19 protein-coding genes are annotated in these 23,370 nt (G+C 63.8%); 4 read left to right on the top strand and 15 right to left on the bottom strand.

Features of this window, described 5'->3' with window-relative positions; genetic code table 11:
• Positions 1 to 91: 91 nt before the first annotated feature.
• A complete protein-coding gene (locus P0D68_RS10140; RefSeq protein WP_408296110.1) occupies positions 92 to 1,066 on the top strand; it encodes a sigma-70 family RNA polymerase sigma factor in 975 nt (324 codons plus the stop codon).
• Here P0D68_RS10140 and P0D68_RS10135 read toward each other — a convergent pair.
• From P0D68_RS10135 to P0D68_RS10125, 3 genes are all read right to left on the bottom strand, one after another.
• On the bottom strand, positions 1,022 to 2,296 hold the full coding sequence (locus P0D68_RS10135; protein WP_091801047.1) for an EAL domain-containing protein: 1,275 nt from the start codon (positions 2,294 to 2,296) through the stop codon (positions 1,022 to 1,024). The genes P0D68_RS10140 and P0D68_RS10135 overlap by 45 nt on opposite strands.
• Before the next feature lie 251 nt (positions 2,297 to 2,547).
• Positions 2,548 to 4,005: a multidrug transporter subunit MdtD gene (gene mdtD / locus P0D68_RS10130; protein ID WP_408296113.1), complete on the bottom strand. Its 1,458-nt coding sequence runs from the start codon at positions 4,003 to 4,005 to the stop codon at positions 2,548 to 2,550.
• Between the two features lie 224 nt (positions 4,006 to 4,229).
• Positions 4,230 to 5,648 carry an aminotransferase-like domain-containing protein gene (locus P0D68_RS10125; RefSeq protein ID WP_408296116.1) on the bottom strand — a complete coding sequence of 473 codons (1,419 nt, stop codon included), beginning with the start codon at positions 5,646 to 5,648 and terminating at the stop codon, positions 4,230 to 4,232.
• Between the two features lie 196 nt (positions 5,649 to 5,844).
• Here P0D68_RS10125 and P0D68_RS10120 point away from each other — a divergent pair, with 196 nt between their 5' ends.
• Positions 5,845 to 6,150 (top strand): DUF2917 domain-containing protein, encoded by a 306-nt coding sequence (locus tag P0D68_RS10120; RefSeq protein ID WP_408296119.1) that lies wholly within the window; start codon positions 5,845 to 5,847, stop codon positions 6,148 to 6,150.
• Positions 6,151 to 6,186: 36 nt separating this feature from the next.
• On the opposite strand, the gene P0D68_RS10115 is transcribed toward P0D68_RS10120, so the two are convergent.
• Positions 6,187 to 7,428, bottom strand: coding sequence for a citrate/2-methylcitrate synthase (locus P0D68_RS10115; RefSeq protein ID WP_408296122.1), 1,242 nt, complete (start codon positions 7,426 to 7,428; stop codon positions 6,187 to 6,189).
• A gap of 116 nt (positions 7,429 to 7,544) precedes the next feature.
• Between P0D68_RS10115 and P0D68_RS10110 the strand changes: the two genes are divergently transcribed.
• A complete protein-coding gene (locus tag P0D68_RS10110; protein ID WP_408296125.1) occupies positions 7,545 to 8,936 on the top strand; it encodes a CoA transferase in 1,392 nt (463 codons plus the stop codon).
• Between the two features lie 98 nt (positions 8,937 to 9,034).
• On the opposite strand, the gene P0D68_RS10105 is transcribed toward P0D68_RS10110, so the two are convergent.
• Complete coding sequence (locus P0D68_RS10105; protein ID WP_091799633.1) at positions 9,035 to 9,781, bottom strand: GntR family transcriptional regulator; 747 nt, start codon at positions 9,779 to 9,781, stop codon at positions 9,035 to 9,037.
• 190 nt (positions 9,782 to 9,971) lie between these two features.
• On the opposite strand from P0D68_RS10105, the gene P0D68_RS10100 reads away from it, so the two are divergent.
• A complete protein-coding gene (locus P0D68_RS10100; RefSeq protein ID WP_408468342.1) occupies positions 9,972 to 10,817 on the top strand; it encodes an aldo/keto reductase in 846 nt (281 codons plus the stop codon).
• Between the two features lie 88 nt (positions 10,818 to 10,905).
• On the opposite strand, the gene P0D68_RS10095 is transcribed toward P0D68_RS10100, so the two are convergent.
• The 10 genes from P0D68_RS10095 to P0D68_RS10050 all read right to left on the bottom strand — a co-directional run bounded on the left by P0D68_RS10095 (position 10,906) and on the right by P0D68_RS10050 (position 22,918).
• A complete protein-coding gene (locus P0D68_RS10095) occupies positions 10,906 to 11,427 on the bottom strand; it encodes a hypothetical protein (protein ID WP_408296131.1) in 522 nt (173 codons plus the stop codon).
• A 219-nt stretch (positions 11,428 to 11,646) separates the two neighbouring features.
• Entirely contained in the window at positions 11,647 to 13,830 is a 2,184-nt protein-coding gene (locus P0D68_RS10090) for an ABC transporter ATP-binding protein (RefSeq protein ID WP_408296134.1), read from the bottom strand.
• Positions 13,827 to 14,777, bottom strand: a complete 951-nt coding sequence (locus P0D68_RS10085) for an ABC transporter permease (RefSeq protein ID WP_408296137.1) — start codon at positions 14,775 to 14,777, stop codon at positions 13,827 to 13,829. The genes P0D68_RS10090 and P0D68_RS10085 overlap by 4 nt, the downstream gene beginning before the upstream one ends.
• Positions 14,774 to 15,784: an ABC transporter permease gene (locus tag P0D68_RS10080; protein ID WP_408296140.1), complete on the bottom strand. Its 1,011-nt coding sequence runs from the start codon at positions 15,782 to 15,784 to the stop codon at positions 14,774 to 14,776. Before P0D68_RS10080 ends, P0D68_RS10085 begins: the two co-directional genes overlap by 4 nt.
• 37 nt (positions 15,785 to 15,821) lie before the next feature.
• Complete coding sequence (locus P0D68_RS10075) at positions 15,822 to 17,486, bottom strand: ABC transporter substrate-binding protein (protein WP_408296143.1); 1,665 nt, start codon at positions 17,484 to 17,486, stop codon at positions 15,822 to 15,824.
• A gap of 334 nt (positions 17,487 to 17,820) precedes the next feature.
• A complete protein-coding gene (locus tag P0D68_RS10070) occupies positions 17,821 to 18,840 on the bottom strand; it encodes a HoxN/HupN/NixA family nickel/cobalt transporter (RefSeq protein WP_408296146.1) in 1,020 nt (339 codons plus the stop codon).
• 18 nt (positions 18,841 to 18,858) lie between these two features.
• Positions 18,859 to 19,374: a cupin domain-containing protein gene (locus P0D68_RS10065; protein ID WP_408296149.1), complete on the bottom strand. Its 516-nt coding sequence runs from the start codon at positions 19,372 to 19,374 to the stop codon at positions 18,859 to 18,861.
• Positions 19,375 to 19,564: 190 nt separating this feature from the next.
• Positions 19,565 to 21,670 (bottom strand): elongation factor G, encoded by a 2,106-nt coding sequence (gene fusA / locus P0D68_RS10060; protein ID WP_091799660.1) that lies wholly within the window; start codon positions 21,668 to 21,670, stop codon positions 19,565 to 19,567.
• 389 nt (positions 21,671 to 22,059) lie between these two features.
• A complete protein-coding gene (locus P0D68_RS10055) occupies positions 22,060 to 22,578 on the bottom strand; it encodes a DUF192 domain-containing protein (protein WP_091799663.1) in 519 nt (172 codons plus the stop codon).
• A gap of 145 nt (positions 22,579 to 22,723) precedes the next feature.
• Positions 22,724 to 22,918 (bottom strand): hypothetical protein, encoded by a 195-nt coding sequence (locus P0D68_RS10050; protein WP_408296154.1) that lies wholly within the window; start codon positions 22,916 to 22,918, stop codon positions 22,724 to 22,726.
• Positions 22,919 to 23,370: the final 452 nt, after the last annotated feature.

The following is a 23,370-nucleotide window of genomic DNA, read 5'->3' as shown; positions in this document are numbered from 1 at the left end:
TGAAAAGAATGACGTTGTTGGCGCGCGCCCGGACAAGTTCGCAGGCAGCGCGCCGCGCGCTTTACACCACGCACGAACTGGAGGTCTATATATGACGGAACAAGCAATCGAGAAGGCATCCAGTTTCGAGGCCGCGCGTGCCCGCCTGTTTGCGCTGGCCTACCGAATGCTCGGCAGCCGCGCCGAAGCAGAAGACGTGGTGCAAGACGTGGGATTGAAATGGCACCTCGCGGACACGCAAGACGTGCAGACACCTGTTGCCTGGCTCACCACGATCACCACGCGCGCGGCGATCGACCGGCTGCGGCACGTGCAGCGCGAACGCGCGTCGCAAACCGCGGGCTGGTTGCCGGAACCGTGGCTCGACGAGGTCGCGCCCTCGGCAGAGGAATTGGCTTTGCGTGCAGCGGAGATGTCGTATGGCGTGATGCTGCTCCTCGAGCGGCTCAAGCCTGACGAACGAGCGGCGTTCGTGCTGCACGAAGCCTTCGACTGCGACTATGCGGAGATCGCGGCCATTCTCGAGCGCACGCCGGCCGCCTGCCGGCAGATCGTCCATCGGGCCAAGGCGCGTTTGCAACGGGCGGGTGCCCCGGTTGAGCGGCCTGATCCGGCCGCGCATGCACAGATCGTGGAGCGCTTGCGCGCGGCGCTGGAGGCGCAGGATCGAGCCGGCCTGTTGCGGCTCTTTGGTGACGCGCCGGAGGTCTTCAGCGACGCGCCGGTCGGCACCTCGGAACCGGCAGTGGCAGGGTGGATGGGCACGGTAACGTCGCTCGTCGAGCGTGCGAGCAGCGCCGAGACGGTGTCGGTCGCGGGAACATTGTGTGTCGCTTTGTTCTTCGAGGGCGAGGTCGTGGGGGTCCTCGACGTGTCCACGAATAGCCTTGCGGACGGCTCCACAAGAATCATCGCCATGCGCGTGGTGACGAGCGCGGCGCGCTTGCGTGCCATTAACCGCATGCTGGGCCGCGCAGCGGTCAGGCAACTGCTTGCGCGGATCCAGCAGACCGCTGTGACCTCAATTTCGGTGGGCCGCGACTTCCCAGTTGATGTCCACGCATAGCACCTGTGTACCAGTCGGCGTGTGTGCGGCGATCGAGGCAGTCACGCACAGGTGAGCTTCGTTGATCGACAGGTAGGGAGGCGTGAGATGCACCTGACCGGGCATGCGCATCGCCTGGATAAAGTACGGCCGGCGCTCCCAACTCGCGCCTTCCGAATGCAGCAGCGGGCGGAAGCGCTTGGCGCGTTGCGAGGCGCGCCCCGGGGGCAGCACGTTGTCGCCGATCTGCCGGCCCGACCCGTCCAGCACGAAGCAGCGTGCCGTCTCGCCGAGCGTGAGGAGTGAGGCGGTGGCTTGCGCAACGGACTCGCCGGCCACCAGTTGCGCGGCTGCGGTTTCGAGCGCGGTAACGTACGGTGCGAGCCGCGCGGATTGTGCGCGCTCACGCGCGCCAACCCGTTCACGTAGCGCTGCGGAGAGCGAGTCCATCAAGCCGGCCGCCGCTTGCGGTTTGACCGGCTCGACGCTCGGACCAGCGAAGAATGCGCCTTGCACGAAGTCCACGTTGCATTCGAGCGCGATCAACGCGTCGCGTTCGGTGCTCAGGCCGCCCATCAGCACCAGTTGCCCGGATTCGTGCAGCAGCGAGACGAGGCCCGGCAGCACGCGCTCAATGTGCGAGTGTTCGCTGGCTTGCGCGAGAATGCAGCGGTCGAGCGTGACGATGTCCGGCCGCAGATTCCACACGCGGTCAATGTTCGAATGCTTCGCGCCAAAACCGTCGAGCGCGATCAGAAAGCCGGATTTACGCAGCGCATCGATGATTTCGGCAAAGCGCGTGGTTTCGCCGCCCGCCTGTTCGGAAACTTCCAGCACCACGCGCTGCGGCGGCAGGCCGAGCGCCTTGAGGCCGGCAAGCAGCGCGTCGCCGTAACTGGTGTCCATCAGCGCGGCCGGGTGCAGGCTCAGAAAGAGCCATTCGTCGTGGCTGTCGAACGCGTTGAAGTTGCCCAGATGCAGGGATTCAGCGAGCCGCCCGAGTTCGAGCAGATCGCCGCGCCGCGCGGCCTGTGTGAACACCTCGTGCGACGGCACTTGCAACCCGTGTTCGTCCCGGGCGCGCAGCGACGCGTGATAACCGATCGCGCGCCGGTGCGACACGGAGAAAACCGGCTGGAACACGCTGAAAACAGTGTAGCCGCCGTACAGAACGGTGCGCCGGGAACCCTCATCGCCGGCCATTGGGCGCGGCGGCTGGAAACCGGGAGGATCGAGTTCGATCATGCTCATCATGTCAGTCGTGTGGGGTGGCGGCGCGCCTGCATGCTCGACATGAGTCCGCACGCGCAAAGCGTCAGTTTACAGGATAGGCGAGCAAGAACTATGCGCGTCCGGAAACACAGCACGCATGCCCGACTGTCACACTCAGATAAGACGATTGTGCGCCAGCGCGGGCGCGAACGCGACGATTCGCACTTCGCTGGTGCGGCCCGCGCCCCGTTGCGGGTCGGTGGCGGAGCGCGCGGCTGGGGCGACACACATCAGGTTCGTTCGGAAGGATCGGTCTTTTTCGCGGGCGTGCGGATGTCCGGCGACAGTTGCGCAAAGATCCACGACGAGCCTGCCGTGATGATGCCGACACACAGGAACGTCGCGTGAAACGCGGGCAGCGAATTGGCGGCCGTCACACGCGGCAACAGGCCTGTAAACGTGGCGAGCAGGGCGCCGGCCACGGTCACGCCCAGACTCATCGACAGCATCTGGACCAGTGAAAAGAGGCTGTTGCCGCTGCTCGCGCCGCCGGTGCCCAGGTCCTTGAGCGTCAACGTGTTCATTGCGGTGAACTGGATCGAGTTGACGCCGCCGAAGAATGCCAGTTGCACGAGCCGCAGCCACAGCGGCTGGTTCGCGGAGGTGAGCGCGAAGCTTGCCATCGTCAAGCCGACCAACACGGTGTTGACAATCAGCACGCGCCGGTAACTGTACTTGATGATCAACGTGGTCACGAGACGTTTGGATGCCATGCCCGCGGCCGCCACAGGCAGCATCATCATGCCGGCTTCGAAGGCGCTATAGCCTAGACTCACCTGCAATAGCAGAGGGATCAGATAGGGCATCGCGCCGCTGCCGATTCGCGCGAACAGATTGCCGAGCAGGCCGACGCTGAACGTGTGGATCTTGAAGAGGTCGAGCGAGAAAATCGGCGAAGGCTCGCGCACGGCGTGCAAGCCGTAGGCGACAAAGCAGGCGAGGCTCAGGATCAGCAGCACCAGCACCGTGGCGTGCTGAATGCCTAATTCGGTACGGCCGTCGAGTGCGAACGAAATCGCCACCATGGCCACGATCAGCAACAAGTAGCCTTTCATATCGAACTTGCCGACGTGCTCGTTGCGGCTGTCCGGCATGAAGATGAACGTAGCGATGCAACCGATGATGCCCACCGGCACGTTGATCAGAAAGATCCAGTGCCAGGATGCGATCTTCACGAGCCAGCCGCCGAGCGTGGGGCCGATTAGCGGTCCGATGAGGCCCGGAATCGCCACGAATGAAAGCGCCGGCAAATAGCGCTCAGCCGGAAAGGTGCGCAACACCGCGAGGCGACCGACCGGCAATAGCATCGCACCGCCCACGCCTTGCATGATGCGGAAGGCCACGAGTTGATTCAGCGTGTGCGCGTTCGCGCACAACAACGAAGCGACCGCGAACACGAGGATCGCGCTGAAAAACACGCGGCGCGTGCCGAATTTGTCGGCGAGCCAGCCGGATACCGGGATCATCACGGCCATGGTCAGCGAATAGGCGATCACCACCGATTGCATGCGCAGCGGCAACTCGCCGAGGCTCGTCGCCATCGCCGGGAGCGCGGTGTTGACGATGGTCGAGTCGAGCGTCTGCATGAAGAAGCCGGTGGCGACGACCCACAGCATCACGGTGAGCGAGCGGGGCGAAGGCGCGCTGGGCGTAGTGGGCGCGAGGGCGGGCGGAGTCGGCGTGGACATGGAGGGCGGCTGGGCGCGCAGGACGGGCTGGGACTCGCTATTCTAGGGAAAAGCGCCGCGCGGCGCAGGGCGGGGAAGTCGCAGCGAGTCGGAAACGCGGCGATTGGTCACCCTGGCGCCTCGGTTCAGCGTCTCACTCCGAGCCCTCACTGTGCGGCTTCACCCCAAAACCTCACCCCAAAACCTCACCCCAAAACCTCACCCCAAAACCTCACCCCAAAACCTCACCCCGAAGCCGGCAACGCCACCGCAGCACGAAAGAACGCTTGCGCACGTGGGTCGTTACCAAACGCGATATGAATCCTGGTCCACGGACTGACCTCCATATTCGGCCGGAAGTAGTTGCCCGGTACCACGGTCACGCCCAGCGGCGCACCGCACTCCACCAATCTTTCCGCATTGGCCACGTGCGGCACGCGAGCCCACACGAATTTGCCGCCCACAGGTTTGTCGAAAATGTCCCAGCCGACGTCTTCGAGCGTCTGAATCGTCGAGCCGAGCGCGTCGCGCATGCGCCGTCGCAGGCGTTCCAGATACTTGCGATAGGCGCCGCGTTCCAGCATCGACACGGCGACCGCTTCGGCAAAACGCGAGCCGCCGATGCTCGTCAGCATCTTGATATCGACCAGATCCTTGATGATCGCGTGGCTAGCCACCACACAACCGATCCTCAGCGACGACGACAGCGTCTTCGACAGGCCGCCCAGATAGATCACGTGTTCGAGCTGATCGAGCGTGGCCAGGCGGTCGGTGAGGTCGGTCTGAAAATCGGCGTAAATATCGTCTTCGATAATCGAGAACCCGTGCTCGCGCGCGAGCTGCAATAGCCGGAAAGCCACCTGCGGCGCGACCGTGGTGCCGGTCGGATTGTGGAACACGGTGTTGATGAACAGCAGCTTCGGCCGGTGCGACTTCAACTGCTCCTGCATCACGTCCAGGTCGGGACCGTTACGCGTGCGTGGAATGCCGATCAGCTTCACGCCATGCAGCTTCAGCAGTCCGTAGAGGTTGTAGTAGCCGGGGTCTTCGACAAAGATCGTGTCGCCTGGCTTGAGCATGTAGCGCATCAGCAGATCGAATGCCTGGCTTGCGCCATTGGTGATCAGGATCTGCGACGCGTCCGCCTGAATCCCCAACTGGCCGATGCGGCTTTGCAGGTGTTCGCGCAAAGTCAGGTTGCCGAGCGGGGTGGCGTAATCGACCATGCTCGCCGGGTCGGTGCGCGAGACGTGGCGGATCGCCTGCGCGATTCCATCCATGTCGCGCCACGCTTCGGGGATGAAGCCGCTACCCAGCTTGAGCGTTTCGCCGGGGTGGTTGAACTGCTGCAGGAGATGATCCGATTCGTCTTCGGCACGGCGCGGATCCGTCGTTCCCTGGCAATGCGTGCTCGCCGGCTGACGGTCGGAGACGTAAAAGCCCGAGCCGTGGCGCGAGTCGATATAGCCGAGCGACACCAGCCGGTCGTAAGCCTCGATCACCGGAAAGCGGCTCACGCCGTAATCGGTGGCGAACTGGCGAATCGACGGCAGCTTCGAACCTGGGTGGGCGGTACGCGAGCGGATCCACGCCGTGACGCCCGCGACGATCTGCTCGGTCAGCGGCACGCCGTTGTCCCGATCAAGCTGGATTTCGAGTTTCATGCGGATATCTTCCTTCGCCGGAGAGCAGGGCGGGTGCGCACGGGCTTTCCACTCGCGAACGACACGCGGTTCACGCCAACTGTCCGGTTTTTTGACTGAACAGTTCCGACCAAAGTGTTCGGAACTGTGCATGGGTATCCGATCATCGCACGTCAATAATCGGTACAACAGAAAAGCTCTTTGAAGGAGAAAAGCGATGCGTGAAGTCCGGATTTTCGAATTGGAACATGGCGAGCCCGCGTCGGCCTGGCGTGTCGCGCGTCCGTCGATCTTCAAGGTGATCTCGGGCGAGATCTGGCTGACCGTCGAGGGTGACAGCGAGGATCACTGGCTTGCCGCCGGCGAGTCGATCGAGTTGCCGCGCCGGGTCGTGGCGTGGATCAGCGCGGGGCAGACCGGCGCGCGCTTTGCGCTGGCAAGCGGTTCCGAACGTCCCGCTAACAGGCCGGCGTCGGGGTTTCCGGTGCTGAGCTGGCTGCCGCGCTGGCTGGGCACGGCCTGACGATTCGTCGAGTATCAGCACCGGGGGCGCTGCGCCTCAATTCGGCCCGGCAGCCTCGTATTCCCCGATGTAGCGCGCCCGCGGCCGGATCAACCGGCCGTCGCGCGCCTGTTCCATGGCGTGGGCAATCCAGCCGACGGTCCGGCCTACCGCGAACAGCGTGAAGGCGCTGCCGGCCGGCAACGCCAGCACCCGCTCGATGGCGGCGAGCGCGAAGTCCAGAGTCGGCTCCGCGCCGGTCGTGTCGCGTACCGCGCGAGCCAATCCGAGCACATCCGCTAACGGCGAACGAGCCGGCGCGCAGTCGGCGAGCATGCCGAGCAGCAGCCGCGCACGAGGGTCGCCTTCCGGATAAAGCGGATGACCAAAGCCCGACAGGATTGGCCCATGCACGCCGTTTTCATGACGCGCGAGCCGGTTCGCCAGATAACGGTCGAGATCGGGCGCGCGCGACGCTTCTTCGAGTAGCGCGGCGATGCGCACCGTTTCGCCACCATGACGCGGACCCGACAAAGCGGCGAGGCCGCCCGCCACCGCGCCGAACAGATGCGCTCCTGTCGACGTGATACAGCGCACCGTGAAAGTCGACGCGTTCAACTCGTGATCCGCGCACGCCACCAGCGCCGCGCGCAGCAAGTTGGCCTGCTGGCGGTTGCGCACCTGCCACGTTGAAGCGAGTTGCCGGTGCAGCGGCTCGTTCGACGGCGTCGCCGAGATCATCGCGGCAGCCAGCAGACGCGTGACGGCGCAAGCCGTATCGAGTTGCGCGTCACGCCCGAGCGCCCACACCCGCGGCATTTGCGCCGCCGCGGCCGGCAACAGCACGAGCGCGCGATCGAGCGGCGTGCTGTCGCTCCACAGCTTGAGCCACGCGGCCCACTGCGCGGTCGCGAACGGCACGGCCGGCGCATCGGCGATCCGCTTCACGCTGCATTCCCACAGCAGCGCGGCGACGTCCTCCAGCGACGCGCTTCGCGCCAGTTCCATGGCGTCGTGCCCGCGATACAGCAGACGGCCCTCGGCGACCAGCGTGATCGACGATTCGAGCACCGGCACGCCCCAATCCAGCACCTTCTGCGCGACCTTGCCCGCGCGCTTGCCGTCTTCCTTGCGACGCGCGAGGCGGCGCACTTCGCCGGCGTCGTAGAGACGATGCTTGCCTTGCGCATCCGGCGACGAACTCAGCATGCCTCGGCTCACATAGGCGTAGAGCGTCGGCAAGCTGATGCCGAGCGCGGCGGCGGCTTCAGCGGCGGTGAGGGAATTCGAGGTCGGCATGGGAAAGGACGGAAACCGAAGAAATCAATATATATTGATTATCATAATCAAGATTGATTGCAACGTCGCGGACTTCTAGACTCGGTTCACTTCTTCCCGCTCCGTGATGAAACGCCATGACGCCCGAACCTGCTCTCCAACATATCTGGACGCTTGCCGGATGCGACCCGACTGCGCTGAGGTCGGTCACGCTGACCGGCGCCGATCCTGGTTTGCCATCGGTCTACCGGGTCGGCAGCCTGGCCTCGGCGAGCATCGCCGCGACCGGACTGGCGGCCGCGGAATATCACCGTCTGCGCACGGGCCGGCGGCAACACGTGACGGTGGAGATGCGACGTGCGTTGGCATCGTTTCGCAGCGAACGTTATTTGCGAATCAACGACGGGCCGCCGCCTGCCCTGCGCGATCCGGTCATGGGTTTCTACGAGACACGCGACGGCCGCTGGATTCAGTTGCATACGAACTTCCCGCATCACTTGCAGGGTGTATTGACGGTGCTCGGCTGCGCGAACGATCGGGAGGCGGTGGCCTCGGCGATTCGCGGTTGGGACGGCGCGACGCTCGACCAGACGCTCGCCGACGCGGGCCTATGCGCCGCATTGATTCGCACGCCGCTAGAGTGGGCCGCGCTCGATCAGGCGAAAGCGATTGCGAGCTTGCCGCTCTTCGAGATCGAGCGCATCGGCGACGCGCCGGTCGAGCCGCCGCGTGAGCGCGGCGCGGACCGGCCGCTGGCGGGTGTGCGCGTGCTGGATCTGTCGCGCATCATTGCCGGGCCTGTCGCCGGGCGTGCGCTCGCGCAGCATGGCGCGGACGTGTTGATGATCAACGGGCCGCATCTGCCGAATATCGCGCCGCTGGTGATCGACAACGGACGCGGCAAGCGTTCGGCGCTCGTCGATCTGCGCGAGCCGGCGGGGCGCGAGGCGTTGCGGGCTCTCGCCGGCGACGCCGATGTATTTCTCCAGGCATATCGCCCGGGGGCGCTGGCCGCGCGCGGTTTCGGTGCCGAGGAGATGGCGCGTGTGCGGCCAGGGATCGTCTACGTTTCGGTGTCGGCCTACGGTCACGAGGGGCCTTGGGCACAGCGGCGCGGGTTCGACAGTCTGGTCCAGTCGGCGAGCGGAATTGCCTTTACCGAGCGGCAGGCGGCAGGGTGGAACGAGCCTAAGCATCTGCCGTGTCAGGCGCTGGATCATGCGACCGGCTATCTGGCTGCCTTCGGTGCGATGGCCGCGTTGGCGCGGCGGGCTACTGAAGGGGGAAGCTGGCATGTGCGCGTCTCGCTCGCACAAACAGGCCGGTGGTTGCAGTCGTTCGGGCAGATGCCCGAGGGTTGGAAAGCGCCCGACGTCGCGCTCGAAGATGTGCGCGATTGTCTCGCAACCGTGGAGTCGGAGTTTGGAAGTGTGCTGGGCGTGCAGCCGGCCGAAGTGCTGGATGAGACGCCTGCGTATTTTGCGCTGCCGCCGACCCGAGTGGGCGCACATGAGGCAGCGTGGGTGTGAGAGCTAAAGTGCTTGCGAGGGCGTGAACGGAAACTGCGCGAAAACTGTGCGGGAACTGCCCGGCAAACAACCCGCCCACGGCACAAAGACTCGAAAACCTACTTCCTTAATTCCGCCACGAAGTCGTAGTAATCGTTGCGGCAGTAAGTGTCGGTCAACTCGATAGCCCGTTGGTCGGCGGTGTAGCCCACGCGCGTGATCAGCAGCAGCGCCTCGTTCGGGGCGATGCTCATCTGCTGCGCGATTTCCTCGCTCGCGTTCACCGCGCGAAAATGCTGGAGCGCGCGGACAATCGACAGACCGCGATTCTCGAGGTACGTGTAAAGCGAATCGCCGATTGCTTGAGGATCGGGGATCACCGCGGCGGGGAACGTGGAATTTTCCACCGCCATCACGATGCCGTCGGCCAGTCGCAAGCGCCGCAGGCGCGTGACCGCCGCGGCCGGCGACAAGCCGAGCTGAATCACCTCGTCGCGGTTCGCCGGCAGGATTTCGCGCGACAGCCACTTCGAACTCGGTGTAAAACCCCGCCGCCGCAGCATTTCGCTGAAGCTCGACAGACGCGACAGCGGATCTTCATAGCGCGGCGTGATGAAACTGCCTGCGCCCTGCGTGCGCCGAATCAGACCCTGCTCGACCAGCAAGGCAATGGCCTTGCGTGAAGTGATCCGCGATACGCCCAGCGCCTCCGAGAGCACGCGTTCCGAGGGCAGCGCCTCGCCGGCGTTCCAGCGGTTCTCGTGGATGGCGGCGCCGAGCTTGCGAGCAAGTTGCAGGTATAGCGGCGTGTCGTTTTCCGGGTCCGGGCGCAGGTCGCGCCAGCGGTCTTCCGAGGCAGAGGTCATGGAGCTCACGCAAGAAGGGCAAGGGGCAATTCTATGACATCGGCGCGCTGCGTTATAGCGGGCTTTTGCCTGGTGCCCGATCCAATGCCCATCGAACCGCTAAACTCGTCGCTATGTTCTTCGTGGCATGCGCCGCGCATTCACCTGCGCCGCGGCATTGCCGACCATTGAGCCACTTCGAGGAGTCAGCATGACGAGCGATATCGCAAGCGTGAGCCTGCCCGACGGCGAACGCATTCCGAAACTGGGGCAGGGCACCTGGGAGATGGGGGAAATACCGGCGCGGCGGGCCGCTGAAATCGACGCGCTGCGCTGCGGCGTCGAACTCGGCATGACGTTGATCGACACGGCGGAAATGTATGGCGATGGCGCGACCGAATCGCTGCTGGGCGCCGCGCTGAACGGGTTGCGCGACAAGGTGTTTCTGGTCAGCAAGGTGTATCCGCATAACGCCAGCCGGCGCGGCGTGATCGCGGCCTGCGAGCAAAGCCTCAAGCGTTTGAAGACGGAGCAGCTCGATCTGTATCTGCTGCACTGGCGCGGCTCGGTGCCGCTCGCGGAAACGGTCGAGGGATTCGAGGCGTTGCGGCGGGCGGGCAAGATTCGCCATTGGGGCGTCAGCAATTTCGACACCGAGGACATGGAAGAACTCGCCGACACGCCGGGCGGCGACGCTTGCGCGACCAATCAGATTCTCTACAACGTGGCGCGGCGCGGGCCGGAATTCGATCTGCTGCCGTGGCTCGCCGCGCGCAAGATGCCGGCCATGGCGTACAGCCCGATCGATCATGCACGCTTGCCGAAACGCTCACCGCTTGACGATATTGCCGACGCGCGCGGCGTCTCCGTGTTCCAGGTGGCACTCGCATGGGTGTTGCTCAAGCCCTGCGTGTTCGCGATTCCGAAGTCGGGACGAGTCGAGCATGTGCGCGACAACCACCGCGCGTCACAACTGCAACTCGGCGCCGACGAACTTGCTGCTATCGACGCTTACTTCAAGCCACCACGCGGCAAGCGTCCGTTAGAAATGCTGTAGGCGCGGCGATCGTCTGGTGCGCAACAGGCCGCTGCAGGCGTGTCATCGATTCGGATTGACATGCAACGGCCCCGCTGCGCGCGAGCGATCAATTGCAGCTGTGGTGCATGTGCACGGAACCCAGCACCGCGACTTCGGCGGGGGTGTGCTTGAGCGAATCTTCGTTGACCTGGGCGGCGTCCGCGACGAATTCGTCGACGATCGACGACACCTGCGTATTGCGCAGACACAGCGAGACGCGCTGCGTTTCATTGGCCGGCAGGGCGGCGCGCTGACCGAGGAACAGCACGCCGTACTGATAGCCGTGGATGATGCCGCGAATTGCGCCGACGCATTGGCCTTGCGCGACGTTGTCGTTTTTCTGCTTGCAGGTCTGCGCGAGCGAATAGGCGGAGAAAGTGGGATCGACTGGTGGTGCGGCTTGTGACAGCGTCGGCGACAGTGGCTGTGCGGCTTGTGCCCCTTGCGCTGTTTGTGCCGTCTGTGCCGTCTGCGCGGGAGTTTTTTGCGCCGGCGTTTGCGCATGAGCGAGCGATGCGAGGCCGAGCGCGGCGGCCATCAACAGGCCGGAGGCCGCGTGTGCCGCGGAGGGTAGGGTATTTCGTTGCATGTTGTGGTGCCCTCATATCGAACGTTGAATCTGATATGAGGCGATCGCCCCGGTTTGGTTCCGGTCTCGTGCGTTTGCGCGCCCGATTGTTCAAGTAATGGCCGCGCCACGGGCGCGCTCGTTGAGCAGGTACTGGATGGGTGCGATGCGCACGAGCGAAAAACAGGCGAAAACGTTTCGGCGATGAAATATGCGGCCGCGAGGCCGCATCATGTGGCGCTATTCGTTGCGCCCGGCATTCTCGGGCGCGTTTTCCGAGCCGTTGCCCGGGATCTTCCTGGCGGCGTGGTCCGCATCGTCGCGAGAAACGGCTTGCAGTGCACGCAATTCATCGACAGGAATGTGGCAACGGATTCGATGCGCGGACGGCCCTGTGGTGTTGCCCACAGCGGCGTCGAGGAAAGGCGGATCCTGCTGTTCGCAGATCGCGCCGAGCTTACGCGGGCAGCGTGTGTGGAACACGCAGCCCGACGGCGGCGATGCCGCGCTCGGCAGCTCGCCAAAGAGCCGGATGCGGGTTGTGCCGCCGTGGCCATCGAGCGTCGGTACCGAAGACAGCAACGCTTCGGTATAAGGATGATGCGGTCCGCCAAACACCTCCGCAGCCGGTCCGATTTCCAGCAGCCTGCCCAGATACAGCACGGCGATGCGATCCGACAGATAGCGCACCACATGCAGATCGTGCGAGATGAAAACGTAACTCACGCCGCGTTCGCGTTGCAGATCGGCCAGCAGGTTCAGAATCGCGGCCTGCACGGAGACGTCGAGTGCGGAAGTCGGTTCGTCGCAAACCACCACGCGCGGCTCGCCTGCAAACGCGCGAGCTATCGCCACGCGCTGCTTGAGTCCGCCGGACAGTTGCCGCGTGCGCGAGCCGAGATAGCGCTGCGGCAATCGCACGGCCGCCGCCAGCGAGGCGAGCCGTTCATCGATTGCCGGCCCGCGCAGCGTAGTGAGGCGCGACAGTGCGCGGCCGATCAGCCGTTTCACCGAATGCGCGCGATTGAGCGCCGAGTCCGGATTCTGGAATACGATCTGCAGCGACTTGACCTGAGCGTCGTTGCGCCGTGTCACGCGCGCGGCGAGCGGCGCACCGTCGAGTTCGAGCACGCTGCCCGGATCCGGGGTGAGCAGGCCGAGCATCAGCTTGGCAAGCGTCGTCTTGCCGCTACCCGATTCGCCGACGAGGCCGAGCGTTTCGCCGCTGGCGAGATCGATCGAAACATTGTCGACGGCGCGCAGCGGAGTGCCGGACACATGGAACGTCTTCGAGAGGTTTTGCGCGCGCAGCACGATAGCCGGACGCTTGCCGTCGAACGGCGCGCCGTCGTGCTCGGGCAGCGTTTGCGCGCTTGCACGCGGCAATTCGATCGCGCGTTCGTGGTAATGGCAGCGCGACATCTGATCGCCGTGCGCGGCGCCAACGCGATGCGGCGGCGGCGCCTCGCGGCGGCAGCGGTCGTCGGCGAGGCGGCAGCGGTCCGCGTAAATGCAGCCCTGCGTTACCGAACCCGGCAACGGCAGGCTGCCGGCAATCGTGTCGAGCCGCTCGCTATCTTTGCTGCGTCCGGCCGTGGGCAGACAACGCAACAGTCCGACCGTATAGGGATGGCGCGGCCGCGTGAAGACATCTTGCGTCGCGCCTTCTTCGACCAGCTTGCCCGCGTAAAGCACGCCGACGCGTTCGCACATGCGCCCGATCACCGCGAGGTTGTGGCTGATGAAGAGCACTGCCGTGCCGAGTTCCGCGCGCAACTGCGCAACGAGGTCGAGCACTTCGGCTTCGACAGTAGCGTCGAGCCCGGTAGTCGGTTCATCGAGAATCAGCAGCGCGGGGTTCGAGGCGAGCGCCATGGCGATCACCACACGCTGTTGCATGCCCCCCGACAATTGATGAGGATAGCTGTCCATCACGCGCTCGGGCGCGGCGATGCGCACCCGCCGCAGCATTTCAAGCGTACGCCGCAACGCTTCGTCGCGCGCGACGCCGGCGGCTTCGAATGCCTCGGAGACTTGCCGCGCGACCGTCAGTGACGGATTCAGCGCGCGCCCCGGGTCCTGATAGACCATCGAAATCGCTTTGGCGCGCATGTTGCGTAGCGCGTCGGCGTCGAGCTTCTGCACGTCCTCGCCGGCAATGATGATCTTGCCGGCCTTCACTTTGCCGTTGCGCGGCAGATAGCGCAGCGTCGCCATCGCGACGGTCGACTTGCCGCAACCCGACTCGCCGACGAGACCATACGCTTCGCCGCGCCGCACGCGAAACGAAATGTCCTGCAGCACCTCGCGATCACGTCCGCGCATGCGGTACGTGACCGTCAGTCCGATGACGGTCAGCGCATCCGTGCGATCGCTCTTCGAAACGTCGAAGGCGGGGAACGAGGAGGGCGGCGGGCCGTTCATTGGTCGAGCACGCCTTGCACGCTGTCGGCGATCAGATTCACGCCGACCACCAGGCTCGCAATCGCGCCGGCCGCGAACACCACGGTCCACCACGCGCCGCCCGCCATTAGCGTGTACGACTCGGACAGCGCGAGACCCCAGTCGGCCGACGGCGGCTGAATGCCGAAGCCGAGAAACGACAGCGTGGCGACCGCGAAGATCGCGTAACCGAGCCGCACCGTCGCTTCGACGATGATGGGCGGCAGCACGTTCGGCAGAATCTCGGCGAACATGATGTAGGGGGCGCGCTCGCCGCGCAGTTGCGCCGCCGCGACGTAGTCGAGATGCCGTTCGGCGAACACGGCGGCGCGCACGGTGCGCGCGGTGATCGGCGTGAAGGTGATGCCGATCACGAGGATGACCGTGAAGTTCGACGCGCCGACCGCGGCCAGCGCGAGCAGCGCGACGATCACGAGCGGCAGCGCGAGCACGGCGTCGATCGCGCGTCCGACCACGTTGTCGACCCAGCCTTCAAAGTAGCCGACGATCAATCCCAGCGCCGTGCCCGCCACCGTGCCGAGCAGCGTGGCGAGCGGCGCAATGGTGAGGATGTCGCGCGCACCGACGATCACGCGCGAGAACACGTCGCGGCCGAGTTGATCGGTGCCGAACCAGTGCGTGCTGTCAGGCGGCGTCAGCGAATTGAGCGGGTCGGACGCGTAAGGGTCGATGCGCACGATCCATTGCCCGGCGATGGCGCAAACGATCCACCAAGCGACGATCACCACGCCCACCACGAACGTGGGCGAGCGCAGCAACACACGCAACTGGTCGAAGCGCGGCTCGGCAGCCGGGCCTGGAGTTGGGCTTGGAGTCGGGCCTGGATTCGGGCCTGGATTCGGGCCTGGAGTCGGGCCTGGAGTCGGGCCCGGAGTCGGCGGCGCGGCCGGCGGAACGATGGCGCTCATTCGGCGCTCCTCACCCGCAGCCGCGGATTGAGCAGGACATGCAGCGCATCCGCGACGAGATTGGCAGCGGTATAGACCACGCCGATTGTCAGTACGCCTGCTTCGAGCATCGGAAAGTCCTTGGCCTTGGCGGCGTTGTAGATCAGCGAGCCGATGCCCTGATAGTGGAACAGCGTCTCGACCACCACGAGGCCGCCGATCATATAACCGAGTTGCGTGGCGGCGACCGTGATGGTGGGCAGCAACGCGTTGCGCAACACATGCCGCCAGATCACGATATGACGCGGCAGGCCTTTGAGAATCGCGGTGCGTGTGTAGTCGGCATCGAGTGCCTCGACGGTGCCGGCGCGCGCCATTCTCGCTATGTAGCCGAAGAACACGAGTACGAGCGGCAACACCGGCAGTACCAGATGACGCAACTGTTCGAGTGCGCTCGCTTCGGGCGGATACGACGCTTCGATCGGCAGCCAGCGCAGCCACACGCCGAACACCAGGATCAACACGATCGAGGACACGAATTCCGGCACCACCGTCGCCGACAGTCCCGCGATGCTGATCGTGCGATCGAGCCAGCGTCCCGCGTGCATAGCCGACCACACGCCGCCCGCAATGCCGAGCGGCACGACCACGATGAACGCGAGCAAACCGAGCTTGGCGGAATGCGCGAGCGCGTCGGCGATAAACGGTCCGACCGGCTCGCGATACGCATACGAGAGGCCCATATCGCCACGCACGAAATGCGAAATCCACTCGACGTATTGCGTCATTAGCGGACGGTCCGCGCCGAGTTGATGATTGAGCGCGGCGACCGCGCGCGCATCGGCGAGCGGGCCGAGCACCGCGCGGCCGATGTCGCCGGGCAGCAGTTGTCCACCCGCGAAGACGATCACCGACAGTAGCCATAGCGTGATCAACGACAAGCCGACACGCGTCGCCAGAAACCGCACGACGCGGCCCGCGTTGCCGCTCGACGCAGGCGGTGCGGAAGGGGTCACCGTGGTCGACATCGTGCTCTCCTGCCGAATGCGCGCCGGCGCTTCAACATTACGCGCTCAACACCGCGCGGTCGAAATAGAGCTGCGCGAGCGCGGTGAAGCGCACGCCGTTCACGCCCTTGCGCATGGCGATCAGTTGATCGTAGAAGAATGGAATGATGATGGGCGTTTCATCGAGCAGCAGTGTCTGGATCTGCCCGGAGATTTTCTTCTGCGAGCCGAGATCGACGGCGGCGACGAATTGCGCGACCAGTTGATCGTATTGCGGATTCTTGAAGTGCGCCGCGTTCCACGTGCCGGTGCTGGTGAGCGGCGCATTCAGGAAAACGTTCGGCACGCCGCGATGACCGTAGTCGGTAATGCCGAGCGGCGAATCGAGCCAATCCGATTTGCCCGGCGTGCCCGCGCCGTAATACAGCGACTGGCTTTCGACCTTCAGATTGATACGTACACCAATGGCTTTCGCCGCGTTCTGCACGACCACCGCGAGATCGGGAATCTCCATGTATTTTTCGGTGGTCAGCGTCACGTCGAAGCCGTTCGGCACACCGGCTTGTGCAAGCAATTGCTTCGCCTTCGCGACGTCGATCTTGCGTTGCGCAACACCTGCATCCGACGAAGGAAACACCGGCGCGAACGGACTGTCGTTGCCAAGTTGCGCGCGACCTTTGAAGAGGCCTCGCACCAGCACGTCGCGATCGAGCGACAACGCCAGCGCCTGGCGCACACGCTTGTCCTTGAACAGCGGATTGTCGTTGCGCATGTGAATCTGCCGGTGCGCGCTCGACTTCACGCCCACGGCCTTGTAATCCGGATTGTTCAGAATGCCGGCGCCACCCTGCACGGTGAAGGTGCCCATCACGTCGGCCTGATGGCCTTGCAGTGCGAGCAGTTGAGCCTGTTCGTCGGCGTAGAAGGAGAACTGTACGCGTTGCGGTAACGCTTTGTCGCCCCAGTAATCGGGATTGCGCACGAACGACGCGCCGACCTTCGCCTGATACTTTTCAAGCTTGAACGGACCCGTGCCGATGAAGCTCTTTTCATAACCCCCCGCGTAGTTCGCGGGCAGAATCACGGCGTTGTAATTGTCCGAGGAAACGTAATACGGGAAGTTACCGTTCGGCGCATCCAGATGAAACGCGACCGTGTGGTCGTCGACCACTTTGGCGCCGCCTTTGGACAGCACGCCCTTGAGTACGGAAAGCGCCGCCGAGCCGCTCGCCGGATCGGCGAGACGGTCGAACGTGGCGACCACGTCTTTGGCGGTGAACGTTTGGCCGTCGTGGAACTTGACGTTCGGACGCAGCTTGAAGGTCCACACGTCGCCCTTGTCGTTCGGTTTCCACGACAGGGCGAGTGCCGGTTTCAGCACGAGCTTTTCGCCGTCGTCGTCGATCAGGAATTCGCCGGTCTGATTCAGCAGCGCAAGACTGGCGGCGTCCGTAACGGTGAGCGGATCGACCGCGCCGGCAGGCGTCAGGTGCGCGACACGAATGGTCTGATTCGACGCGGCCGCGGTGCCTTGCGCACGCGCTTGCGGCGCATTCAGCACGCCGCCGCCGGCCAGCGACAAACCGATCACGCTGGCATAGCGCAGCAGGTCGCGGCGCGTAATGCGGCCGGCGAGGAATTCGTCGATGGCGTGGTTGCCGTAAGCGTCGGCGGTGAGGCGGGCTGCGTCGAGCGCGAGAAGTCGGTTCGCGGGAGTCTTCATCGATGGAGTGTCCAGTCCGTTCTGTTGCCGGTTCTGAAGGGCCGCGCCGATGCGCGACATGGTGAAGCTATTGCAATGACGAAAGCGGCAATGCGAAGCGGTCTCAGTGTAAGCGATTGCTCATGGATTCGGCGCGCTTGCGGCGCCGCGAGGTTCACGATTCGCGGATAAAAGGGCCGCTGTGTATCGTCATCACAACGCTCGACGCTCCTGTGGCGCGAGGCATGCGCGGTTCGCATGCGGCGAGCGGATGATGTACTCGCCGCCGCAGCAACGCGATGGCCGATGCCACGATGGAAACGTTACCGATCGCGGTACGTAAAAGCTGTTGGATTTACCGCGCGAGCGCGCCCGGACGCCGCCAGCGATGGAACAGCACCGAGCCGATCCAGCACGCCATGAACACGGCGACGATGCCGTAACCCAGCATGCCGAAGCGTTCGTTCACGCTGGCGATCGCATCCCATAAGCCGCCGTTCAGACCGAGCTTGTCCGACAGCAGACCCAACGCTTCGACGCCGCCGATCACGATCGCCACCACCGCCGACACGAACGTGATGCTCGCGTTGTAGTAGAGCTTGCGTTTCGGGTCGTCCATGGCCCAGCCGTAGGCGTGGACCATCAACACGTTGTCGGTCGAATCCACCAGCGTCATGCCGGCGGTGAAGAGGGCGGGAAACACCAGAATCGAATAAAGCGGCAGACCTTTACCCGCTTCCGATGCGGCGATCGCCAGCAAGCCGATTTCGGTTGCGGTATCAAAGCCGAGGCCGAACAGCACGCCGACAGGGTACATGTGCCAGCTTTTCGTCACGAGCCTGAAGAGCGGGCGCAACGCGCGTGACAGCAGACCCGCCGGCGCAATCGAATCCGGCGTTTGAGCAGGCAATTCGCCGCTCTGCTGGACGAGCCGATAGCGGCGCCAGACATCACGCAAAATCACGAGATTGACGGCCGCCAGCACCAGCAGGAAGCTCGCGGAGACGAGCGTGCCGATCGTGCCGCCTACTGCCTTGAATGACTCGAAACGGCCGTGCAGCGAATGCGCGGTCCACGCGATGCCGATCGTCGCCACGATCACGATCGTCGAATGCCCCAGCGAAAACGACAGCCCGACGCCGAGCGGCCGCTTGCCGGCCTGCATGAGCTTGCGCGTAACGGCGTCGATTGCCGCGATGTGGTCGGCGTCGACCGCATGGCGCAGGCCGAAGCCATAGGCGAGCAGCGCCGTGCCGAGCAATAGCGGGTAATGGCGAAACGCGATCAGCGCCCACGCCCATGCGCCGAGATTGGCGGCGATCAGCACGGCGTATAGGGTGAAAAGGCGAGAGCGCAGCGAAGCGGTCGGCGTCATGAGTCGCGTGGGCAGGAGTTAATGATCGTGCGGATGCTTGTGAATCGGATCGACCCAGAACACCGTCTCGGGCTGTTCCACCGCGTCGATGTTCAGGTTGACCACCACCGCTTCGTTATCGCTGCGCACCAGCACGCATTCGAGCGGGTCGTCGGTACTCGCGTTGATCTCCTGATGCGGCACATACGGCGGCACGAAGATGAAATCGCCGGGACCGGCTTCAGCGGTGAACTCCAGATGCTCGCCCCAACGCATGCGCGCCTGGCCGCGCACCACGTAGATCACGCTTTCGAGCGCGCCATGATGATGCGCGCCGGTCTTCGCATTCGGATGGATCGTCACGGTGCCGGCCCAGATCTTCTGCGCGCCGACGCGCGCGGCATTGATCGCCGCCGCGCGATTCATGCCCGGCGTTTGCGCCGTGTTGGTATCGAGCTGATCGCCCTTGATGACCTTCACGCCGTGCTCGCGCCAATCGACCGGGCCGGCCGGTGGTGCAGCGTTGTAATGCGGATGTTCGTGATCCTGACTCATGATGTGTCTCCTCGTGAGCGTATGTCCCGGCGTTCGGCACGGCGCCGTCCGGCATTTTTGCACGTTCAAAAACGTGCGTGTGAAGAAGCCCTGTGTGCGGTGCAGCGGACGAAAAAAAGCCCGTCCACAGGGGGCGGGCTTGTAGCCGTTGGCGTGCGACGCCTTCGCGGCAGAGAGCTTGGTAAAGAGCTTACTTGTGCTTCGCGTTGATCACGGCTTCAGCGACGTTGTTCGGCGTTTCCGCATAGTGCTTGAACTCCATCGTATAAGTCGCGCGGCCTTGCGTCGCGGAGCGCAGCGACGTGGAGTAACCGAACATCTCCGCGAGCGGCACTTCGGCGCGCACCAGCTTGCCGCCGCCGCCGGCGATGTCTTCCATGCCTTGCACCATGCCGCGACGGCTCGACAGATCGCCCATTACGTTGCCCATGAAGTCTTCCGGCGTTTCGACTTCAACGGCCATCATCGGTTCGAGCAGCACGGGCTTGGCCTTGCGCATCGCTTCCTTGAAGGCCATCGAGCCGGCCATGCGGAACGCGTTTTCGTTCGAGTCCACGTCGTGGTACGAACCGAAGGTCAGCGTCACCTTCACGTCGACCACCGGATAGCCCGCCAGCACGCCGGCCTTCAGCGTTTCCTGAATGCCCTTGTCCACGGCGGGAATGAATTCGCGCGGAATCACGCCGCCCTTGATGGCGTCGACGAATTCGTAGCCCTTGCCTTGCGCCGCCGGCTCCAACGTAATCACCGCGTGGCCGTATTGACCGCGGCCGCCCGACTGTTTGACGAACTTGCCTTCGACATCTTCGGCTTTGTTGCGCACCGTCTCGCGATACGCGACCTGCGGCTTGCCGACGGTGGCCTCCACGCCGAATTCGCGCTTCATCCGATCGACCAGAATTTCCAGGTGCAACTCACCCATGCCCGAGATGATCGTCTGGCCGGATTCTTCGTCTGTCTGCACGCGGAACGACGGGTCTTCCTGAGCAAGACGGTTCAGCGCGATGCCCATCTTTTCCTGGTCGACCTTGGTCTTCGGCTCGACGGCCTGCGAGATCACCGGCTCCGGGAAGATCATCTTTTCGAGGATGATCACGTTGTTCGGATCGCACAGCGTGTCGCCCGTGGTCGCTTCCTTCAGGCCGACGGCCGCGGCGATGTCGCCCGCGTAGACTTCCTTGATTTCCTTGCGCTCGTTGGCGTGCATCTGCAGGATCCGGCCAAGGCGTTCCTTCTTTTCCTTGATCGCGTTGTAGACCGTGTCGCCCGAATTCACCACGCCCGAATAGACGCGGAAGAAAATCAGCTGGCCGACGAACGGATCGGTCATGATCTTGAAGGCGAGCGCCGAGAACGGATCGGTATCGTTCGGATGACGCTCGATCTCGTTGTCATGTTCGTCGTGCCCAGTGATCGCGGGCACGTCCACCGGCGAGGGCAGATAGTCGATCACCGCGTCGAGCATGGCCTGCACGCCCTTGTTCTTGAACGCGCTGCCGCACAGCATCGGCACGATTTCGTTGGCGATGGTGCGCGCGCGGATCGCCTGCTTGATTTCCTCTTCGGTCAGCGTTTCGCCGCCGAGGTATTTATCGAGCAGTTCCTCATTCGCTTCGGCCGCGGCCTCGACCATCTTGTCGTGCCATTCTTTTGCGGTCGCCGCGAGTTCCGGCGGAATATCGCGGTACTCGAACTTGATGCCCTGGTTTTCTTCGTCCCAGAAGATCGCCTTCATCTTGACCAGATCGACCACGCCCTGGAAGTGTTCTTCCGCGCCGATCGGAATCTGGATGGGCACCGCGACGCCCTTCAGGCGGTCGCCGATCTGCCGCTGCACGCGGAAGAAGTCCGCACCCACGCGGTCCATCTTGTTGACGAACGCAATGCGCGGCACCTTGTACTTGTTCGCCTGACGCCACACGGTTTCCGACTGCGGTTGCACGCCGCCGACAGAGTCGTACACCATGCACGCGCCGTCGAGCACGCGCATGGAGCGCTCCACTTCGATCGTGAAGTCGACGTGTCCGGGGGTGTCGATGATGTTGATCCGGTGTTCCGGATAGTTGCCGGCCATGCCCTTCCAGAAAGCGGTGGTGGCCGCCGACGTGATGGTGATGCCGCGCTCCTGCTCCTGTTCCATCCAGTCCATCGTTGCCGCACCGTCGTGAACCTCGCCGATCTTGTGGGTCACGCCGGTGTAGAACAGGATGCGTTCAGTGGTGGTGGTTTTGCCGGCATCGATGTGAGCGCTGATGCCGATATTCCGGTAGCGCTCGATGGGAGTCTTGCGGGGCACGTGAACCTCCTTGGAATGGCGCGCCTGAAACGCTTGCCCGGCAGCAGTCTGTGCTGTCCGGGGAGCCTTGGATGCTGCTTTACTAAGATTACTAGGATAGCGCGTCGGCCCGTCTTTTGCAGGAATCTCGCCGCTCGGGCGCGAACGCCCGCTGGCAAGGCTTCGGGCCGCCTGATCCCGGCGCGGCGGTGCGGCGCGAGACGGCGCCATGCGGGGCGATACGGCCAAGCGACGCGATTCGGCGAGACGACGCAATATGGCAACGCCCCGTTGCCGCGGCGCGGCAACAAAAAAGCCGGCGCCTCATGACAAGGCGCCGGCTTCCGGAAAGCGGTGTGACGAAACGGCAGCGGCAACGCTCGCGAATAATCGCGCGCTGCCGGCGCGCCTTATTGCGCGGCGGGCAGGCCCTGGATTTTCATCCCGGGTTTGATGCCCTTCGACGTGAACCAGCCCTTGCTCATCTCCAACGCATACACGCCGTTGTTCTTCGGGCAGTGATTGTTGGTGGTCTCGGCCTGCATTTCGTCGATGTCGGTGACCGTGCCGTCGGCGCGCATGAACGCAATCGACAGCGGAATCAACGTGTTCTTCATCCAGAAGCAGTGCACGGCGTTTTCGTTGAAGACGAACAGCATGCCTTCGTTCGGCGCGAGGCTCGTGCGATACATGAGGCCTTGCTCGCGGTCCGCGTCGTTCGCGGCGACAGCGGCGTCGATCACGAACATGCCCGCGGTCAGCTTCGCGCGGGGAAATTCGCTCGGCTGTTTCGCGCCGGCCGGCATTTGCTGCGCGTGAGCAGGCGCGGCAGTGGTCGCAACCAATGTGAGCGAGGCGGACAACGCGGCGAGCGGCAGTGCAACGGCAACAGCGAAACGCGCAATCAACGAGCGCATGGGAAATCGCACGGCATGACTCCTTGCTGGAAATTAACCCGCGAATGTTACGCGAGCGCGTCAAAAACAAAAAGGCAGATCGCCTTGCGGTGATCTGCCTTTCAACGCCGTAAGAACGGCAATGAAGCTAGTTCTTGACTGCGTTTTTACAACAAACTTACTCCGAAGCGCCCGAAGCTGCAGCAGCTGCTGCTGCCTTCTTGTGCGACTTCTTGTGAGCGTGCTTCGTGGTCTTCTTTGCCGACGAAGCTGCTGCTGCCGGAGCTGCCGAAGCTGCTGCCGGTGCCGAAGCTTGTGCGAATGCTGCCGTTGCGAAGAGACCAGCGACCAGAGTGGCGATCAGTTTGTTCATTTTGTGAATCCTCAGCTTTAGTTAATTAACCAAATGACCCGGTTATATATGGAGTCATGTCGGTAAACGTGCCATCCACCTTTCGGTTGACAGCCGTATCGAACAAATTTTCGACACGTCTGCGTTAGCGCTCAGACTCCCAGCACTTACCGCAAGAGCGGCTTGCACAAAGGCCCTTAAGGCTGAATGCCGGATAGCTTCGGGCGGCATCTGCGTCGAATAACGCCTGAGCTCGCGCACCGGTTGACGCGAATTTTGTGGAAAACTTATATGCCGATGGATTGATTCAAATCACGTGCGGCAGCGTTGCCGCATTCGCGATTGTTTCACGCTTTTTTTGCGGTGGTTTCACGCGTTATTTTGTTTGCGGATACAACGAGTTAGCGGTTTCAAGCTGAAGGTGAAGCGCAGCGTGAAACGAGAGCGTGGCGCATTGTCGAGCAGCACCCGGC

Source organism: Paraburkholderia sp. RL17-380-BIE-A, from assembly GCF_046028085.1.
Taxonomy (GTDB): domain Bacteria; phylum Pseudomonadota; class Gammaproteobacteria; order Burkholderiales; family Burkholderiaceae; genus Paraburkholderia.
Note: the sequence above shows the minus strand (reverse complement) of the source record. Positions and strands in the feature narration are given on the sequence as shown.

Excerpts from the sequence above, each read along its gene's own strand:
- P0D68_RS10140 (WP_408296110.1), top strand. The coding sequence starts at position 92 with ATGACGGAACAAGCAATCGAGAAGGCATCCAGTTTCGAGGCCGCGCGT.
- P0D68_RS10135 (WP_091801047.1), bottom strand. The coding sequence starts at position 2,296 with ATGAGCATGATCGAACTCGATCCTCCCGGTTTCCAGCCGCCGCGCCCA.
- mdtD (WP_408296113.1), bottom strand. The coding sequence starts at position 4,005 with ATGTCCACGCCGACTCCGCCCGCCCTCGCGCCCACTACGCCCAGCGCG.
- P0D68_RS10125 (WP_408296116.1), bottom strand. The coding sequence starts at position 5,648 with ATGAAACTCGAAATCCAGCTTGATCGGGACAACGGCGTGCCGCTGACC.
- P0D68_RS10120 (WP_408296119.1), top strand. The coding sequence starts at position 5,845 with ATGCGTGAAGTCCGGATTTTCGAATTGGAACATGGCGAGCCCGCGTCG.
- P0D68_RS10115 (WP_408296122.1), bottom strand. The coding sequence starts at position 7,428 with ATGCCGACCTCGAATTCCCTCACCGCCGCTGAAGCCGCCGCCGCGCTC.
- P0D68_RS10110 (WP_408296125.1), top strand. The coding sequence starts at position 7,545 with ATGACGCCCGAACCTGCTCTCCAACATATCTGGACGCTTGCCGGATGC.
- P0D68_RS10105 (WP_091799633.1), bottom strand. The coding sequence starts at position 9,781 with ATGACCTCTGCCTCGGAAGACCGCTGGCGCGACCTGCGCCCGGACCCG.
- P0D68_RS10100 (WP_408468342.1), top strand. The coding sequence starts at position 9,972 with ATGACGAGCGATATCGCAAGCGTGAGCCTGCCCGACGGCGAACGCATT.
- P0D68_RS10095 (WP_408296131.1), bottom strand. The coding sequence starts at position 11,427 with ATGCAACGAAATACCCTACCCTCCGCGGCACACGCGGCCTCCGGCCTG.
- P0D68_RS10090 (WP_408296134.1), bottom strand. The coding sequence starts at position 13,830 with ATGAACGGCCCGCCGCCCTCCTCGTTCCCCGCCTTCGACGTTTCGAAG.
- P0D68_RS10085 (WP_408296137.1), bottom strand. The coding sequence starts at position 14,777 with ATGAGCGCCATCGTTCCGCCGGCCGCGCCGCCGACTCCGGGCCCGACT.
- P0D68_RS10080 (WP_408296140.1), bottom strand. The coding sequence starts at position 15,784 with ATGTCGACCACGGTGACCCCTTCCGCACCGCCTGCGTCGAGCGGCAAC.
- P0D68_RS10075 (WP_408296143.1), bottom strand. The coding sequence starts at position 17,486 with ATGAAGACTCCCGCGAACCGACTTCTCGCGCTCGACGCAGCCCGCCTC.
- P0D68_RS10070 (WP_408296146.1), bottom strand. The coding sequence starts at position 18,840 with ATGACGCCGACCGCTTCGCTGCGCTCTCGCCTTTTCACCCTATACGCC.
- P0D68_RS10065 (WP_408296149.1), bottom strand. The coding sequence starts at position 19,374 with ATGAGTCAGGATCACGAACATCCGCATTACAACGCTGCACCACCGGCC.
- P0D68_RS10050 (WP_408296154.1), bottom strand. The coding sequence starts at position 22,918 with ATGAACAAACTGATCGCCACTCTGGTCGCTGGTCTCTTCGCAACGGCA.